11 protein-coding genes and 1 pseudogene are annotated in these 20,159 nt (G+C 31.0%); all 12 read left to right on the top strand.

Annotated elements, in window-relative coordinates; genetic code table 11:
* The first annotated feature begins 60 nt into the window (after positions 1-60).
* The 12 genes and pseudogenes from IGI86_RS13360 (at position 61) to IGI86_RS13305 (ending at position 19,952) form a co-directional block, all read left to right on the top strand.
* Entirely contained in the window at positions 61-1,773 is a 1,713-nt protein-coding gene (locus tag IGI86_RS13360; protein WP_430617408.1) for a VirD4-like conjugal transfer protein, CD1115 family, read from the top strand.
* A 36-nt stretch (positions 1,774-1,809) separates the two neighbouring features.
* Complete coding sequence (locus IGI86_RS13355) at positions 1,810-2,037, top strand: hypothetical protein (protein ID WP_429960182.1); 228 nt, start codon at positions 1,810-1,812, stop codon at positions 2,035-2,037.
* 49 nt (positions 2,038-2,086) lie between these two features.
* Positions 2,087-2,911, top strand: coding sequence for a hypothetical protein (locus IGI86_RS13350; RefSeq protein ID WP_430617407.1), 825 nt, complete (start codon positions 2,087-2,089; stop codon positions 2,909-2,911).
* A 20-nt stretch (positions 2,912-2,931) separates the two neighbouring features.
* The gene (locus IGI86_RS13345; RefSeq protein ID WP_430617406.1) at positions 2,932-3,249 is read left to right on the top strand and encodes a PrgI family protein; all 318 of its coding nucleotides are present in this window, start codon (positions 2,932-2,934) and stop codon (positions 3,247-3,249) included.
* Complete coding sequence (locus IGI86_RS13340) at positions 3,250-5,595, top strand: VirB4-like conjugal transfer ATPase, CD1110 family (RefSeq protein ID WP_430617405.1); 2,346 nt, start codon at positions 3,250-3,252, stop codon at positions 5,593-5,595. It begins immediately after the preceding gene.
* Positions 5,582-8,251 (top strand): lysozyme family protein, encoded by a 2,670-nt coding sequence (locus tag IGI86_RS13335; protein WP_430617403.1) that lies wholly within the window; start codon positions 5,582-5,584, stop codon positions 8,249-8,251. The genes IGI86_RS13340 and IGI86_RS13335 overlap by 14 nt, the downstream gene beginning before the upstream one ends.
* Before the next feature lie 32 nt (positions 8,252-8,283).
* Positions 8,284-9,162 carry a hypothetical protein gene (locus tag IGI86_RS13330; protein ID WP_430617401.1) on the top strand — a complete coding sequence of 293 codons (879 nt, stop codon included), beginning with the start codon at positions 8,284-8,286 and terminating at the stop codon, positions 9,160-9,162.
* Positions 9,163-9,193: 31 nt separating this feature from the next.
* Positions 9,194-9,562, top strand: a complete 369-nt coding sequence (locus tag IGI86_RS13325) for a hypothetical protein (RefSeq protein WP_430617400.1) — start codon at positions 9,194-9,196, stop codon at positions 9,560-9,562.
* 204 nt (positions 9,563-9,766) lie between these two features.
* Positions 9,767-10,135, top strand: a complete 369-nt coding sequence (locus IGI86_RS13320) for a DUF7006 family protein (protein ID WP_430617398.1) — start codon at positions 9,767-9,769, stop codon at positions 10,133-10,135.
* Positions 10,136-11,809: 1,674 nt separating this feature from the next.
* Positions 11,810-13,411, top strand: coding sequence for a hypothetical protein (locus IGI86_RS13315; RefSeq protein WP_430617397.1), 1,602 nt, complete (start codon positions 11,810-11,812; stop codon positions 13,409-13,411).
* Positions 13,412-15,459: 2,048 nt separating this feature from the next.
* Positions 15,460-15,630: pseudogene (locus IGI86_RS13310) on the top strand (IS3 family transposase); the annotation flags it as partial.
* A gap of 494 nt (positions 15,631-16,124) precedes the next feature.
* A complete protein-coding gene (locus IGI86_RS13305) occupies positions 16,125-19,952 on the top strand; it encodes a BspA family leucine-rich repeat surface protein (RefSeq protein WP_430617395.1) in 3,828 nt (1,275 codons plus the stop codon).
* The last annotated feature ends 207 nt before the right edge of the window (positions 19,953-20,159 follow it).

Genomic DNA, 20,159 nt, shown 5'->3' with positions numbered 1-20,159 from the left:
AAAAATACTGTAATGTTTGTATTAACAATTATTTGTCATAGTGAATTCAGGAGGATGACTTTGGGAAAAAAAACAATTTTAATTGTGCATTTTTGTTTTTTGTTTTTGTTGTTTTATGTAGGTAATAATCTTTATTTTTATTATGAATCAATTAGTGGAAATAATAAATTTCAGATAGAATTTGTATTAGAATCTATGGATAAACTATTTCATGAAATTATTTCTTTAAATTTTATTTTTAAATTTAGTGAAAGATCTTTTGTGTTAGGAATCATTTTTTCTGTAACATACCTTCTTGTTATTTTATATGGTACTTTTAATCGGAAGAATCAAAGATTAGATGGTGAATATGGAAGTGCAAAGTGGGGAGGCAAAGCAGATATAAAAAACTTTGTAGATAAGGAGAAGAAATTCAATATACTACTGACAAATTCTGAAAAGCTCTCATTAAGTGGACGAATGAAGATAACCAGTAAAGATAACTTTAATCGAAACAAAAATGTTGTTGTTGTTGGGGGAGCTGGAAGTGGAAAAACTAGGTTTTATGTAAAGCCTAATTTAATGCAAATGCATTCATCATACGTTGTTAGTGATTCTAAAGGTTTACTACTACATGAAACATTTGAAATGTTCAAAGAAGATGGATATCAAATTAAGGTGTTTGATTTGATAAATAGAAAAAATTCCGATTTTTATAATCCTTTTCATTATATAAGAAATGAAGATGATATTTTAAAATTAGTGAACAATCTGGTGAAAAACACCACCAACTCTGAAAAAACTGGTGGAGATGATTTTTTTGAAAAAGCAGAGACTTCTTTGCTTTTGGCAATTTTTAGTTACTTAATACAAGAAGTATGTGAAGAAGATCAAATTTTACAAAATGTAATTGAAATGGTTAGATTAGGCGATATTCCTGAAGATCAACCAGACTTTGTTAGCCCCTTAGATATTATGTTTGACGATTTAGAACAAAAAGATCCTACGAACTTTGCTGTATCGCAATATAAGTTATTCAAATTATCTGGAAATCTTACAGCTAAAAGTATTCTAGTTAGTTTAGGTGTCAGGCTAGCACCATTCGATATTCCTAGTATTCAGAAGTTATTATCAAAAGATACTATGGAACTTGATTGCTTAGGTGATCAGAAAACAATATTATATATATTGTTGCCAGATACAGATACCAGCTTTAACTTTTTAGCAAGTATGATGTATCAACAACTATTTGATAATTTAGTTTATAAAGCCGATCACTATTACAAAGGTCGATTACCAGTTCATGTTAGATGTATTCTTGATGAATTTGCTAACATCGGTCAAATACCAGATTTTGAAAAAGTGATTGCAGTTATAAGAAGTCGCGAAATTTCCACAAATGTTATTTTACAAAACATAAGTCAATTGAAAAACTTATATAAAGAAACATGGGAAACTATATTGGGAACAAGTGATACTTTGTTGTATTTAGGTGGAATGGAATATAGTACACATGAATATATTTCAAAGTTATTAGGGAAAGAAACAATTGAGTATAGAAATATTAGTGTAACAAAAGGTGCACAAGGATCATATAATGAGAGTTTTCAAAAAATAGGAAGAAATCTTATGGATCCTGATGAAGTATCAAGTCTGAAAGGAACTGAATGTATTCTTAAAGTTAGAGGAGTATCTCCGTTTCTATCGAAGAAATACGATATAGAAAAACACAGTAATTATAAAAAATTGGGAGATGTCAATAAAAAATATTGGCACGATAGGAATTTGGATTAACCTTTAAAAAAATTAAAGAAAGAATGGTGTTAATAAATGAATAATACAGATCTATTGAAGAATGTTTTTGAATTAATCTCAAAATTCACAATGGTTGGTGGAGGCCTTTGGTTGATTTGGGGTACTGTGATTCTTGCGGGGGCTTTAAAAGATAAGAATGGTCCACAGCTTCAGCAAGGAATTTGGCAGATAGTGGGTGGTGGATTAATTCTAGTTGCTGCTGCTTGGTTTGGAACATCATTTGATTTTTCTTCACTAGTTTAGAAAGGCAAAACATCATAACAATACCGGGTAAGCATATAGGAGAAAAAAATTGAGAACAGCAATAATGAATTTGTTTAGTCAAATTATGTGGTATCTAAACGGCGATGATTTAATGAATATATTAGGTATGAACTTAAGCGAATTTATGCACGATGCATACAGAATATCTACTGAAATTCAAAAAACAGTTGTAGCACCAGTTGCATTTGCTTTACTATCCGTATTCATTCTATTAGAGTTTCAAAAAATTTCTATGAAAGTTGAGGGAGCAGGAGGAGCACCCACCCTTGGATTTGAAATGATTATAAAGGCATTTATTAAATTTATTATATGCTACATAGTCATATTGAGAATTCAAGATATTTTAGATGGAATATTGCTAATCGCGGGAACTCTGACTCGACGTATTATTGAGAGCCAAGTAGATGGCTCATTAAGGGATTTATACTCTAGAGTTGATTCAGCAGTATCAAGCTTGTCATGGTGGGAACAGTTAGTAGCATTGCTAGTGTTTTGTATTATGTTTTTAGCAGCGTTAGTAATTAGAGTGTTAGTTCAAGTTACAATTTACATTAGATTCTTAGAATTATATATTTTTTGTGCAATGGCGCCAATTCCAATGGGAGCTTTACCTAGCAATGAGTTTTCTGCTATGTCAAAAGGTTTTTTTAAAAATTTTGCTGCTACAGGATTACAAACTTGTTTTATAGCTCTTGTTTTGGTTATATATCCTGCAATTTTTACAACAATTTTAGATAATTTTCAGAATGGCCTATGGGGGATAATTTTGGGAATTACTATTTATATGATAGCACTTCTGTTCTCTATCAACAAAACAAAAGGCTGGGCAAAAATGATTCTTTCGGCAAACTAAAATTAAAAGGAAGTGATCACATGGCAGTGGAAGTTAGAGTGCCAAAGGATATTAAAGAATATAAAGAAAAAATCATAGCGGGTATGAGCATGAAACAACTTTTTAGTGTCGGTATAGCTATAGGGGTCAATAGTTTCATAAGCATTTTGTTTATTAAACTATTGGGATATTCAATGGATATAGTTAGCTGGATAATGATTATTTGTTCAATTCCAATAGTTGCTTTTGGATGGTTTAAAAAAGATGGGCTTAATTTTAAGCAATTTCTTTACTATTTTTTCTTATATCATCTTTTACCAGGAAAAAGATATAAGAAACAAAAAAAAATGGAGATTTAAATGAAAAAGTCAAAAAAGAACGAACTAAAGAGAGATAAAACAAAAATAGTTGATAGTTTTCCTATTAAATCATTTTTGGAAAATGATTTGGTTGAGACTCATGAAGGTCTTTTTTCGATTAGTTTAGTAGTAAATGATATTGATTATCAACTGAGCTCAGAGGAAAAGAAAATGGATGTTTACATGGATTATTGTAATTTTTTGAATTCAATAGATCATAATACTACTATCCAGTTAACAATTCAAAAAAAGAAACGATCAATGGAAGACTTTAAAAATACGATTTTTTATGAATATAAAGAAGATGGATACAATCTTTATAGGAAAGAGTTAAATAATCTGATGATCGATAAAGTTTCTGAGGATAGAAATGGGTATTGTAAGTCAATAATTTTTACTTTTTCCCAGAAATATGAAGATGTTAATCAAGCGTTAAAGGAATTAGAATCACTTGCGGATAGATTTAAAATGTTTTGTAGAAGAGTAGGAACAACGGCCACTATTTTAAAGGCAGATGATAGAAAGAGAATAATTGGTAATGTTTTAATTAAAAATGATAATCAAGATATATCTGAAATTTCAGATGAGTTCTATCTTCCGAAATGTATAGATTTTAAATCAAATGCTCGCTGTATTGATGCTGATGGTCTGATGTGTCAATCGCTGTATTTTAAGGAATACCCTTCTGAGCTTTCAGATACTTTTCTTTCAGATCTGATGGAAATACCAGGAGAATTCACTTTTTCTTTATTTTTAAAGTCTATGAATCCGCCCGATGCGTTTGACCTTGTACGTACAAAACTAGCTTTTATGGAACAACAAAAAGTGGATGAACAAAAGAAAGCATTGAAAAGTGGATATGATTTCGAAATGTTACCATACGATCTTTCTCATTCATTAGTGGAAGCAAAAGAACTGCTAGATGATTTGCAAAATAAAGGACAAAAAATTTTTGAAATTACTGGCAACTTAATTTATTCTTCTACTGATAAGGATCAACTAGAAAGAATTAAAGATGAAATAAAATCAGTAGCACGGAGATATGGCTTTAAACTATCAGTAATACCATATCTCCAAGAACAGAGTCTATACAATTCTTTTCCAATTGGAAAAAATTCCATACCACTTCATCGAACACTTACGACGGCTAGTGCAGCTATTTTTATGCCTTTTTCAACACCAGAATTGATTCATAAGAACGGTAAATATTATGGAGTAAATAGTGTTACTAAAAATATTCTATCTTTAGATAGAAAGCAATTAAAAGCTCCTAATGGTTTTGTCTTAGGTACACCAGGATCAGGAAAAAGTTTTTCAGTTAAGCGTGAAATCGTAAATATTTTAGTTCAGGAAGATCTTGATGAGATCATTATTATTGATCCGGAAAGAGAATATGTTTCTTTAGGCGAAAAATTTTCTGGTGAAATTGTTAAGATTTCTTCTGAGTCAAAAACGCATATAAATCCTATGGATATTAATGAAAACTACGGCGATGATATTGATCCTACTATTTTGAAGTCTGAGTTTATCATTTCATTTTGTGATTTGATCGTTGGCGGAAGTGTTGGATTATCATCTGCGCAGAAAACTATTATAGACAGAGTCTGTAGAAGAACATATGAAATTAATCATCTGCAAAAAAGAAAAGACTATTCCCCAACTTTGCTTGACTTTTTTAAAGTCTTAAAAGAACAGCCAGAAGAAGAAGCTGCTCAACTAGTTACTGATTTGGAATTGTATATTGAAGGAAGTCTGTCTGTTTTTTCAAAGCCAACTAATGTAGATTTAACTAACAGACTAGTAGTATACGATATAAAAGATTTAGGAAGGCAGCTAAAAACAATTGGAATGTTAGTAGTTTTAGACCAAGTTTGGAATAGAATTACTAAGAACAGATCCAGCGGTATCAGAACATGGATTTATATAGATGAGATGCAACTTCTATTTTCCAATGATTACTCGTCAAATTACTTTTTTGAACTATGGAGTCGCGCGCGGAAATGGGGAGCAATACCTACAGGTATTACACAAAATGTTGAAACGCTATTGTTATCTGACATGGCAAGGAGAATGTTATCTAATAGCGATTTTGTGATGATGCTTAACCAAGCGAAAACTGATAGAAACCAATTAGTAAGGCTTTTTGATATTTCAGAAGAGCAAGAAAAATTTATGAACCTTACAGAGGAAGGGCGAGGATTGTTAGTTTTTGGAGATTCTACTGTTCCGTTCTATGATCATTTTCCTAAAGAAACATCATTATACAAAATGATGACTACAAAACCTGGTGAGGTCATTGAAAACATAGAACAGCGGAGAATCTCAGATAACAATGAATTTGAATAAAAACAATAGCAGTAAAGTAAAAGTAGTGTCAGATAAAAGTAAAAATTATCAAAGGTATCACTTAAACAAAAAAAGGGCATATAATGATTCCGAAAGAAAAATAGCCTACAGGTCATCAAGAGAATATTCTAGATTAAAAAGAGAAGGCAACGAAAAAGTTACATTCTTATCAAAGAAAAAAAATAAAAAAAACTTAATCTCTCTGAAAAAAAAGGATAGATTAAACGAATATGTAGGTTATGAAGGCTATAAGAAGAATCTTTATCATAGCCAAATAATTGATAAGAATGTAACTAATAGAGGTACATTTTCAATAAGGGAAACTAGTAACAAAAGAAATAGAATGTTATCAAATTATAAGGTTAGTAAAATCAATAGAGTAAGTGAACTATCAAACAAATCAAAAAAAATAAATACAATACTAAATAAAAAAGAAAAATTAGCATCATACACTAGGGCCAAATTAGATAAATCGTTAAAAAAACATGTGAAATCAAATCACGTTTACAGAAATATGATAAAAGATTCATTGATAGATACAATAGGTCGAAACGAGAATGGTGACCTCAATCTAGTAGGTATCATTTTAGCAATTCTTTTATTAATACCAGTTTTGTTCTTACTGATAAAAATTGTATTAATAACAAGTGTGGTTATCGCTGTAATATCTGTCTTTATTGCCGTATGGAGTTTTATTGTTGCGCTTTTCACTGTGAAAACTGAAGAAATGGCTTTAGAAGAAGCTTACAGACTAGTAACTCAGTTAGATGCACAAAAAAATAAGGAAGTATATGACATATATAATCAATTAAAGTTGAACGATGAAAACTATGAAGTATATTTTTTGCTTAATGATGTTAGAGCTAGTCCATCAAACTTTTTATTCAATTCCAATGCAGATACGTATCTTTATTTCCTAAATGCCAAGTATGAAGATTACAATATTGATAATCGATCAAGAAGTAGTAAGTATAATCGAATTAGTGATGAAATGAGGGGTATTCATAATTACACATTTAATTGGGTTGTAGAGAGTGAGCAACAAGAAATAAGTCAGGTTATACTTATAGAAGACCCAGAGACTGGGGAGTTTGAAGAGCAGATTCAGACTGAAATTGTTCAAGTTGCTGTTGTAAGAGTATATTGGGCGAGTATTGATGATTATCTAAAGGAATATCCTGATGAAATAAATGAAGAAGAATTAGATAAGTTCGAACCAATACAAGATTTAGATAGATTTGAGAACAAAGTTTTTCTAGAAAATCCATTGGGAAAAAACTCATATGCGACTGTTATTGAAAAATATGGCTACAGAGATAGAAATGTCTCTGGCATTTTTAATGAGATGATTCTATCAGCTGACGAAGGTGATGTGGTTTATGCCTCAAGCAATGAAACGGTAGTTGATGTGAGAGAGAATATGGTAATATCAAATACTCCATTAAGTAAGCAAATAAGATACGTAAATTTGAAAAACATTCAAGTTAAAGTCGGACAACAATTAACCCAAGGGCAGCAAATAGGGCAAACCATGGGGAACCTAGAAATAAGAGTTCAAGAAAGACGCAGTTGGCCACACAGTGATGCCATACTTTATCCAGCAGCATATATTGATAATTTAGTATTTAGTTATCCAGAAGATACCGGATTTCATGATTCAAGTGGTGGACTTACTGGTAATCTAATTAATCCTCCGGATTCGGTTCTAAAGTGGCGTGAATTAGTCATTAAAGCTTGCGAAAAGTATGATATAAGTGGCTATGAGAACTTGATTTTGGCAATAATATGGGAAGAATCTGGGGGGAACCCAATTGTACTTAATATTGATGAAAATGGTGAATCACAAGTATCTTGGGATATAATGCAATCGAGTGAATCTCTAGGCTTACCGCCTAACTCCATCGAAAGTGCGGAAGAATCAATTGATGCAGGAGTAAAGTATTTTGCTCAAGGATTACGAATTGTAGAAGAAAACAATTTGGATAAACAGACTGCAATTCAGGCATATAACTACGGGCATGGATTTATTAGTTGGTTAATTGATGGTGATAGTGACTACAGCTTCGATATGGCACGAATATTTTCTAGGGAAAAAAGCGGAGGCAGAACTGTAACATATAGAAATCCTATTGCTCAAAAAATGGGGTTTTCCTGGAAGTATGAATATGGAAATATGTTTTATGTGGATCTTATTACCCAGCATATTATGGCTAACTCAGGAGAGCTAGTTCGAATTGCGAAAGAAGAATTAGGGTATCCAAATGGGGATAAATATTGGCGTTGGTTCGGTTTAGCAAATAGAGTTGAATGGTGCGCAATATTTGTATCTTGGGTGGCTGATCAAGCTGGATATTTAATTCAAGATCGGATACTAAAATCAGCTAGCTGTATAGAAATGGTACGCTGGTTTACAGAGAATGGTAAGTATAAATTATCTACTGAAGCTTATGTACCAATGGAAGGAGATCTAGTATTTTTCGATTGGAATGGTAATGGTACTGGAAAAGACCATGTTGGTATTGTCGAGTATTCAGACGGAAGAATAATTCAAACTATTGAAGGAAATTCTGGGAATGCTGTTAGGAGGCAAACTTACCTATTGGATAGTCCAGTTATATCTGGTTATGGAATTACCAGGAGTAACAACTTAGATTAAAAAATTTAGATAATATAGTTTTGGGAGAAAAAATGATAAAGAATCTATTAGAAACAAAACAGGGGAAATATTTGTTTGCTGCTACTGTTTTGTTAGTAACCTTTTTAATTGTCAGTACTTCAATTATATTAAATAAGCCAGTTAAAAAAGAAACTATTGAAGACACCATTTTGTATCATGTTGATGTTGAGGAACAAAATATAATAGATAGATCAAAAATCTATTCAGGAATCTGGTATTCAGATAGAGACGATGAGATGATAATCGAATTTTTAGATAATGGAACTTATAGAGCTGACAAAACATTAAGCAAGGGTTCTTATATGTTAAATGAACATCAACAAGTTATTTTACATGATGAAGAGTGGGGAGAAATTGCTTTAGATTTAGAAACTAAATTGGGTAGAACAATCATGCTTACTAGTTTGAATGACGAATCTTTTTATCTTTATCCAGACAATGATTTTATGAAAGAAGTACTAGAAAATTATAGTCATCAAGATATAGTAACTGAAAATATAGTATATCAAAAATGGTTAGATATTTTAAATCAAGGTGAGTGGAAAATTACATCATCAGAAATAGAATATTCATTAGAGTTCTTTAATGATTATTACGTGCAAGAAAAAAAAACTAAAGATGGTGAAGAAGAAATCATTGAAGTAAAATTCAACTTGATTTCTCAAGAGATAGATGGAAATAGTTGCCTATTCATAATTAATTTATTCGAAGGATCTAGTCAAAATATTCAATTTAGAATTACAGAATCTGAGCTAGTATATGAACTAACATCAACACCAGGCTCTTTTTTGTGGCAAACAAGTTTTGAGAAATTAATCAACGATGTTGAATTAACTCAAGATGGTAATACTAAAGCGGATGCAGAAAAAATATCTTTAGAAAATGATTAACTGTTGCATATATTTTTTAGGAGGTGCGTATTTGTTGAATCATCAAGATGAGCCGGAAATAGAAGCCTTAAGCTCAATTAGCAAATCTGGAGTAAGAATTTTACCTAAAATGATTTTCCAGATTGTACAAAATTTCTATAATAAAAATTATTTGTTAAAGTCTGGCAAAGAAAAAAATCAGTTTAACCATAGAAACTTTAAGATAGGAAAAAGAAATCTAAATATCAAAAAAAAAAACCAAAATGTGATGGGAAACAATAATTTTTTTAAAAGAAAAGTAGCTGAGAGTGTGAGTTTTACTGAAAAAAAGCAAGAAGTAATTCTTAGAGCAAAAATGAAAAATGCCGATATGGAAATAAAAATAAAAAACAAGATTCAAACAAAAAAATTTAAAGTTTAATGTTTGGGTGAGATACTTCTCAACATAATTATATTAAAGGGAAGATGTGAAAAAATGAAAAAAAAATTTCAATATATTATAGATATGCCTAGTTATATAGTTTGGAGAGGTATATTAATCTTTACAATTATGTTTTGGCTTATTATCGGCATATTACTTATAAATTTATAAAGTATCTTTTATAAAAACAGAAGAGGAAAAACTATGGCAACAAGAAAACCTAATATCAGTAATACTAACGACTATTTGGATTATATGAAAACGGGGATCAATTGGTTGAGTTTTAAAAAGAAATACCCTGAAATAACTAGTTACTGGCAATATTTGGAGCTTGAATTATCTATGTTAGTCAATTCGGTGAAGAAGGAAAACTTTTTTGAAATTTTAAGTGATTTATTAAAGATAGATTCAAAATTTATAATTATGCGTTCATTAATTTTAGATAATCGGCTGATTTTTTTTACTGAAGACGTAGTGATAAAATTTGTTGAAAATAACACACTTAATAGAAAAATTACTTTCGACTCATATGATATTAATGATAATTTGAATAGATCATTGATAATAATATAGAGAAATACTAATAATGATAAAACAAGGCGAAAATTCATAAAATATAAAATGTAGATTAATAAAAAGCAAAAAGAATTAGACTAAACTCAACAAAAATATTTTTATTCAATTACGAGGTTTTTCACAAATAGCATTTTGTTTTTTTTTTAAGCTTTGTTAATTGCCTGACAGAATTGACTGTTACGTAAAAGTGTGTCGTTGAGCAAACAAATTTTCTTCCTATTAATTTTCCAATTTTAGAAATAAGCTTTTTATTGATTGGAGGCTTCAAATCAATATAAATGAAGGTAGGCACTTCTAGAAACACTTGATTTATTACTTTCAGATTGAGCGCTTTTCTATTGATTTGTCTTCCAAGCTAGACCGGCAAACTTTGCATGCTCGTTCAAATTGCTCTATTTGAACGAGCTCATCGACTAAGTAATAAATATAAAAAATTCAAAACTTTTACACTGAATAATAAGTTTGGGGTTCCTTAAACTGTTTCAATAAAAGTCGTAATTGCTTTTCAATTTTTATAATAATTTTGCTTTAGCGGGCAATGATTCCTACTATAATATTAATGTTTTCTGTTAATTAATCTAAACGATAAGAATTAAAAAAATTATTTTCATACTTTCTACATGTTGCTCTAGATTTTTAAATCGACATTTTTCTATCTGTGAAAGTAAGACTGAATCTCCTTTCACAGACTTTTAGGAGAACTCATATTATATAAGATCTACTAAATTAGGTTCATAATCGTAAATCTGAATAAGGAAATTTACTTGTCTTGATACGCAATCTTTATTAATAGAGTATTACAATTTTATATTAATTTTTCTGGAAATATTGGTTCGCTCCTACCATTTTAGTTACTAATTGATAACGAAATCTTGTCAGTCGTTGGAGTTCAATATGAGTTTATGCTTTAGAAGGAGTCAATTCATGGATATTTACTCGTAGATAATAGAATTGACCTATATACTAATTCTATCATTTTTATCATATTCCAGTATTTTTGAATACTATTTTATTCTATAAAAGATTAAATATTAGCATTGACAAGTAGACACTTCAAATGTTCATTTATAAAAAAATTGATGGGCACTTTAACCAAGAAATAATTCCATACCTATGAAAAATTTAGCAAAAATTAAAGATTTTTTAGTATTCCAAAATACTTTGCTTGATTATGCACGCTCCGATTAAAACATTACAAAGTACACTCTCATATAAGATCTCTTTTGAGCAAGTAAAAAAGGTGCCTTTCTTTGATGAATAATATCAAAACCGAAAAATACTTTCATGGAAAATTCTGTTACCATAAATTTTTTTGAATAGGTAGCTTCTGAAGTTTGGAGATAAATTTTATTTAACAATAATAATACATCTTTATAGAAAACAATTGTCGGCTAGGTAAAACATACCCTGCTTCCTACAAGAGACGTTAAGAAAGCTGGCGGAACAGCTACTGGGTTTGAGGAAAAATTACCAATCATTCGGTATACTGGATTTCTACTTTAGCTATAGTAGAAATATCAGTGTTCCGATAGACTGTCTCCATAAGTCTACTATCCAGTAAAAAAATTAAATCCGACAAGATTTCAAATGTATTCAATAAGGAATAGCCCTAAGGGGTGACTGAAACGATGGAAGTTGTTTCAAAATATATTTTACGAGAAGGAATAATATATGCCAAATAGAGGTTTACTAGCAGTATCCGAAAGGTATCATTTAAATGCAATGAAAAGCTTAGATTTTTCTAAAGCTTTAGATCATTACAAAAATATTGAAAGAGAATTGAAGAATCGACGTTTGACACCTACACAAGCTATTGAATTGAAAGAAGCTGAAACAATTATAAGAGGAGCTGCAATTTTTGGGCAAAACAAAGATTTTCAAAAATTACTTTTATCTTCGGTTAGAAATAAACATGCAATGCAATATACTAAGTCAAGTATTGAGTCATTAAACAATACATTAGAAATTAAAAAAAAGAAATATTGGGTAATGACTAATTCTAGAAAACAGAAGATAGCAAACTATGAATCCGATATAAATAAATTGCATAATTTGCAGTTTAGTTATATGAATAATTCCAAACAAACTAAGATTGATGTTTTTAAATACTTTGAAAGCTATAAAAAATATACTAATGGTTCTATTATTCCTGATGAGTTAAAATCGAGCTTAATAAGAGAGCAAAACACAATTGCAAGACCAACGGCTCCTTCACAAGAGCAATATTCCTCCAGAATACCTAGTGCACCAATCAACGAAAATAGTATATATGCTTCAGCGAATGCACCGGCTTATGAAGCAGGTTTATATGCTGAAGCAAGTGCGCCAGCATATGATAAGGGGGCACCCCCCAGCTACGAAGCAGCTATTACTGGAATGGCTTCAGAGGCATATGTCGCACCTCCAGCCTATACGCCATATGAAAGCTTAATTACGGATTTAAGCAATAGCAGCAGACAAGTACTAAATGTAAACGAACAAGATATTCAAACTTTACAAAATTTAAGCAATATAGATGGCTTGGAAAATAGAGAACGAATTGCAGGTTTGAGTGTGCAAAGTCCAACAAAAGAAGAACCAATAGCTGGAACAAGTATGCAAAGTCCAACTAGAGAAGAACCAATAGCTGGAACAAGTATGCAAAGTCCAACTAGAGAAGAACCAATAGCTGGAACAAGTATGCAAAGTCCAACTAGAGAAGAACCAATAGCTGGAACAAGTATGCAAAGTCCAACAAAAGAAGAACCAATAGCTGGAACAAGTATGCAAAGTCCAACAAAAGAAGAACCAATAGCTGGAACAAGCATGCAAAGTCCAACAAAAGAAGAACCAATAGCGGGAACAAGCATGCAAAGTCCAACAAAAGAAGAACCAATAGCTGGAACAAGTATGCAAAGTCCAACAAAAGAAGAACCAATAGCTGGAACAAGCATGCAAAGTCCAACAAAAGAAGAACCAATAGCTGGAACAAGTATGCAAAGTCAAACTAAAGAAGTATCTACAAACGAAACAATTCATAAAGATAAATTGCAAGATAAAAACAAAGATAATGGGGCAATTGAATCATCCAAAAATAATGATAGTATCAAGAATCTCGATAAAGAGAATATTTCTAAGGTAACATACCCTGATATGAGTAATTTACCTGATCTTGAGGATAATAAGTTGAGATTTAAAAGTCTTACCGAAAGAGCTAAAAATGTGACTAGCAAACAAAGCGATAAAACTAATAAGATTAGAAAAGATAGAGAAAGACAAATTCTTGCTAATTGAAAATATAAAAGTTCTTGAGAGACTTATATTTTTTAGAGTTTAAACAGGTTGATTTAACAAGAAAAATGCTTATCTTAAAAAAAGAAAACATTGATATATATATATATGCTGTGTATCTTGAAAAGTAGATTTTGAAATATTTCAGAAATCCTGTACTCTACAGACTACAGTCATTTTCATTATTAATACATGTGAAATTGAAAAAACGTTTTTCGTGTGTGTAAAGTAGATTTACTAAAAAAAGCTATTTTTGAAATACAATTGTGGCTAGGGTTGTATTTCAGTTTGAAAGAAGAGTGCTCATTATCATTAACTACGGATGAGTTGTACAAGATTAAATGAACTTTCAAAATAAATCTAGTATCGCCAGAGAAACATACAACTGAAATTTAGTCAGAACCAGTTAGGCAGAGTGCTTGACTGGTTCTTGTTTCATTTGGAAGATCAATCCTTGAATAAGGCAAATTCTTGCATGAAAGTTGTGGAAATTTCAATAGCTGTAGGCTATTTGTTATATCATTTTTATCTTGTTCCTTGAAATAAATCATTACTATCCCTTTTTCTAAAGCATATTGAATCTCTATTTGTATTTAGTTAAAAAGGCCAGCATATTATAAAATTTTTTTGGTTATGATCTATGCCTTCAATCGTATAGGAAGAGCTTTTGATGTCCTTATGTTTAGAGTTATAGAAAATTTAAATATTCACGGTAAAATAAAGTGAAAAAGTCTAAGTAGATAACAATTTGGTTTAAGATTAGTTTGGAGTAAGTCTCATGTACACTCATGAAGAGCTGAAAAGTAGTCAATTTAAATTTTAAATATAATCAAGCGTTGACTGCTTTAACAAAAAAACTCGATATCCTTTTGATGGAGTCCTTTAAAAAATTAGTTAGAGAATTTCAAGATTCATATAAAATATATAAAGTATATACGAACTTCTTGGAAATTTGGATCTTTCAAAAAATAAGCTATTTTAAACAATTATTTAGACTGTTGGTATTATTAAGCACGTACGATTCGAAAGTTTGGCTGACCAAATAAAACTATTTTATGAAAAATGGGCATAAGAATACTCTCCACTTACTCGTAAAGCTCATTGCAATTCAATAAACTATAGAAAATAAGAGAAATATTACGATAAATTAACCCTGTTTAATCGTTCACTATCTGCTAAATAAATCGCAACCGATTCCAATATAACCAGATAAACATTATACTTATGAAAAAACAGTTACTAAACCTAAGACCCCCTACATGGCATTTCTGCAATCAACTAAATGAAAGAAGAACGATATATCCTTCAACGAGAAGTTGACAAATTGCTCTTAGAGAAAAAAGTATAGGATCAGGCGTTTTATTAAACTAAAAAAATCGGCATCAATCTAATCATGTTGACAAAATAATAAAAAAGAAATGTTTGATGTCTTATACTCAAAGAACGTTCCCTAAATTACACAACTATTTCATGATAATTAAAGAAGAAACTAGTATTTTCGTATATACTATTCGTTAAGTGATTAGGAATTACTTTGTCTGAAAAGTGTTACGTCACATTATGGCAGAAGATGAATTAAAGGTGAAATACCTTCAATTAAAAAAAATTCTTATATAAGAGAAAATACTCCTACCGTCTCGAAACTTTTAAAAATGACTAGTCAAATATTAAATGGATCGCCGATATTACAAAATCCAATGCAGATATAACTATTTAAATTTCTGCAAATTTTATTACCGCCTCAAATCCAAAGTTTTTTTCCATTTGTTTATTTTTATTGTGTCTCACATTATCATTGACCATTTTGTATCAAAAAAATGAAAGATTCCTATTTAATAAGTTCATTCTCAAAAAGGATGTCAACCCCAATTTTCAAATGTAATTTTGGGTGCGGACATAATCCTGGACTAAAAATGAACTCAGGAGGAATGTCTGTATGGTTCCTCACGAAGCACGTGAAAAAGTAATTCAGCTATTTTTAAAATGTGATTATTTTTATACTGCTATGATTCGAGATTTAAGATATCCATCCGTCGGTGCATTACGCAAATGATAACTCTGCATGCGAAGGTTTCTTCGGAAGACTAAAAAATGAAGTGTTTTACCAACATGATTGGTGGAATACGACAATCAATCAGTTTAAGAGCCATTTGGATGACTACATACATTGGTATAATAATCACAGGATTAAGTTATCTTTAGGAGGAATAAGTTCTCTTTAAAATCGAATGAAGCACGGATATTGGACAGATTGGTCCATTACGCCCAACTAATACAGATTACCGGGAGATCATATCGCATGAAGGACTACATTCTTGATAAGGATTTCCTTCAGGTACCAACAGATGAGAAAAGCAAGAAAATCGGGATTGACAATTGGGAATAAACCTTTAAAGATCTAATGTTTGCGGCAGCGATGGTGTACCGCATGGCTCATCTTTTCGTGTAGAAGATACAAAGAAATGGCTAAAATAATTTTGGCCTTTTTTTGAATCATCAGGTGGCCCTTTTTCAGTTGCGTTTAACATGATAACGATTTTTTCAAAAATTACACCTAAGTGGAAATCTCTGATTTTGGATTTTTTTGATAAAGATATATTATTAAATTTAGAAAATGAAAAATGTGAGTTGTTTATTAAAGTAGTAAACTAGGAATGAAGAGATTGAAATTTTATTAATAAAAGTTTTTAAACTATACTCATAAGGAATGATAATTATGCGACTAATACTTAAAAGAATTTGGATTTTATTTAGTATCTTATTGATTTTGATCTATCCTATTTTTGAACCAGTAATCGGTTTGGCTATTACTGTTTCAAGTTCAATGCCAAAAAGTGAACATACTACAGAAGAAACAGAAGAAACAGAAGAAACAGAAGAAACAGAAGAAACAGAAGAAACAGAAGAAACAGAAGAAACAGAAGAAACAGAAGAAACAGAAGAAACAGAAGAAACAGAAGAAACAGAAGAAACAGAAGAAACAGAAGAAACAGATTTTTCAAGTGAAAATAGCACTGTGAATGGAAGTTCGCATAATGAAAAAGATACTGACCAGATAACTACAGAAGAAAAAGAAATAATCTATGAAAATAGTCAAGAATCGATCTCAACAGAAACCTGGGGGAGTGTACCTTGGTATTGGATTGAGGATACAAAAACATTAGTTCTGGGAGGTGGTGAAGCAGGAACGGCTAGCACAGCTCCTTGGAAAACTAATTATCCCAATATTGTTAATTTAATTATTGAGGAGGTTGTTGAACTACCTGCGAATTCAGCTAGTTTATTTTCTCAACTTTCTACATTGTCAAAGATTGATGGAAGTGGAAATTTTGATACAAGCAATGTAACGAATATGTCAAGTATGTTTAACGGAGTAAACAGTATAACAGAACTAGATGTTTCAAGCTGGGATACAAGCAATGTAACGAATATGTCAAGTATGTTTAACGGAGTAAACAGTATAACAGAACTAGATGTTTCAAGCTGGGATACAAGCAATGTAACGAATATGTCAAGTATGTTTAACGGAGTAAACAGTATAACAGAACTAGATGTTTCGAACTGGAATACAAGTAATGTAACAAATATGGGGAGTATGTTTGTTAATGCAACTGGATTAACAAAACTAGATGTTTCGAGATGGGATACAAGCAATGTAACAAGCATGTCTAGTATGTTCTACAATTCTTCACTGAATACTCGCAATATTACGTACTTAGACGTATCAAATTGGGATACAAGTAATGTAACTACTATGACAAACATGTTTTATGTGCTCTATTCAAATAGAAGTTCTTTGGAAAAACTTGATGTATCTAAATGGAACACATCTAATGTAACTAACATGCAATATTTATTTGCAGGAGAAAGCAATTTAACTGAATTAGATGTTTCAAATTGGAATACAGTTAGTACAACAAGTATGTTGGGTATGTTTAATAGAGTAAACAATATAACCGAATTAGACGTTTCAGGATTCGACACGAGTAATGTAACGAGTATGTCAAGTATGTTTAGTGGAGTAAACAGTATAACGGAATTAGACGTTTCAGGATTCGACACGAGTAATGTAACGAGTATGTCAAGTATGTTTAGTGGAGTAAACAGTATAACGGAATTAGACGTTTCAGGATTCGACACGAGTAATGTAACGAGTATGTCAAGTATGTTTAGTGGAGTAAACAACATAACGGAATTAGACGTTTCAGGATTCGACACGAGTAATGTAACGAGTATGTCAAGTATGTTTAGTGGAGTAAACAACATAACGGAATTAGACGTTTCAGGATTCGACACGAGTAATGTAACGAGTATGTCAAGTATGTTTAGTGGAGTAAACAACATAACGGAATTAGACGTTTCAGGATTCGACACGAGTAATGTAACGACTATGTCAAATATGTTTAACGGAGTAAACAGTATAACAGAACTAGATGTTTCGAACTGGAATACAAGTAATGTAACAAATATGGGGAGTATGTTTGTTAATGCAACTGGATTAACAAAACTAGATGTTTCGAGATGGGATACAAGCAATGTAACAAGCATGTCTAGTATGTTCTACAATTCTTCACTGAATACTCGCAATATTACGTACTTAGACGTATCAAATTGGGATACAAGTAATGTAACTACTATGACAAACATGTTTTATGTGATCTATTCAAATAGAAGTTCTTTGGAAAAACTTGATGTATCTAAATGGAACACATCTAATGTAACTAACATGCAATATTTATTTGCAGGAGAAAGCAATTTAACTGAATTAGATGTTTCAAATTGGAATACAGTTAGTACAACAAGTATGTTGGGTATGTTTAATAGAGTAAACAATATAACCGAATTAGACGTTTCAGGATTCGACACGAGTAATGTAACGACTATGTCAAATATGTTTAACGGAGTAAACAGTATAACGGAATTAGACGTTTCAGGATTCGACACGAGTAATGTAACGAGTATGTCAAGTATGTTTAGTGGAGTAAACAACATAACGGAATTAGACGTTTCAGGATTCGACACGAGTAATGTAACGAGTATGTCAAGTATGTTTAGTGGAGTAAACAACATAACGGAATTAGACGTTTCAGGATTCGACACGAGTAATGTAACGAGTATGTCAAGTATGTTTAGTGGAGTAAACAACATAACGGAATTAGACGTTTCAGGATTCGACACGAGTAATGTAACGACTATGTCAAATATGTTTAACGGAGTAAACAGTATAACAGAACTAGATGTTTCAGGATTCGACACGAGTAATGTAACGACTATGTCAAATATGTTTAACGGAGTAAACAGTATAACAGAACTAGATGTTTCAGGATTCGACACGAGTAATGTAACGACTATGTCAAATATGTTTAACGGAGTAAACAGTATAACAGAACTAGATGTTTCAGGATTCGACACGAGTAATGTAACGACTATGTCAAGTATGTTTAACGGAGCAAACAGTATAACAGAACTAGATGTTTCGAGCTGGGATACAAGTAATGTAACGACTATGACTAATATGTTTTCAGGTGCAAGAAACATTGAGAAAATATACTTAGGCAGTGAGAGTATTTTTAATCATGTGGAAATTATTCCTACATTGCCAAATATAAATCAAACTGATCTATATACAGGAGTATGGATGTATTATTTAGATCAATATGGAAATAATCCAGTTGAATACATTACGGAGTCTTCATCTACTCTTCTAAGAGATTATGATGGTAGCAAACCAGGTTTATATAAGTGGCAACAATATAGTACAATTAACATTAATTACATTGATAAATACAGTAATAATCTATTAGATACGGTTAAAGATATAGGTAAGGTTGGTGAAACATATAAAATAAATAGTCGAGACATATTAGGATGGAAATTAATTAATGTAGTAGGTGAAACTGAAGGTTTTTATTCCGATGGGGAAATAGATGTTTATTATGTATATGAATTGGAAGAACCATCTATATTAGATCCATTAGATCCCACAAAAGAGATATTTCCTCTAATAACTCCTAACGTATCAGACGAAATTGAAAGTTTAAGAATTGATTTTGTACCTGACTTGTCTTTTGGGGTTAAAAGTATCTCTGTTTTAGATCAGAAATACTTTGCTAGTTCTTTACTTGTAAAAGAAAGTGGTAGTGAAGAATTATCAGAACGACCCAATTTTGTACAAGTTAGTAATTTTAGGACTGACGGTAGTTCATGGACACTATCAGTCAGACAAAGTAATCAGTTTACAAATTCTAATGGAGAAGAACTATTAGGAGCTGCTTTATCATTTGATAATATTGATATTATTAGTGTCAATAATAGTGAAATTTCAAATGAAAATAAAAATATTACATTGTTTCCAGGAAATACGAGTAACATAGTAGAATTTGGAATCAATGAAGGTATTGGTACATGGATTATTCGTTTTGGAAACTCTGAGATATTCGAAAAAAGCATTAGTTTGGATGTCCCAGGAAACTCAAATCCTAGTTCAGTTGAATATACTTCTAAAATTGAATGGATATTAAGTGAGGTTCCTTCAAATAATTAATAAGAAAAATTAGTGATTTAAGTAATAATGGAGAGTGTAATATTAACTGTCTGAGTAATCGCTAATCCTAGTTGGGTGGTTGCTGCATAGCTTTTATTATTCTAAAATAAGCTCTTCGTCAATAAGTCTAATGGTAATAAGTTAAGTAGAAGATTAAGAAAATTTTTATTGTGTAACCTGTTTTGGAGCGCACTTAACTAGCCGCGG

Source organism: Enterococcus sp. AZ188 (assembly GCF_050544075.1).
Taxonomy (GTDB): domain Bacteria; phylum Bacillota; class Bacilli; order Lactobacillales; family Enterococcaceae; genus Enterococcus_D; species Enterococcus_D entomosocium.
Note: the sequence above shows the minus strand (reverse complement) of the source record. Positions and strands in the feature narration are given on the sequence as shown.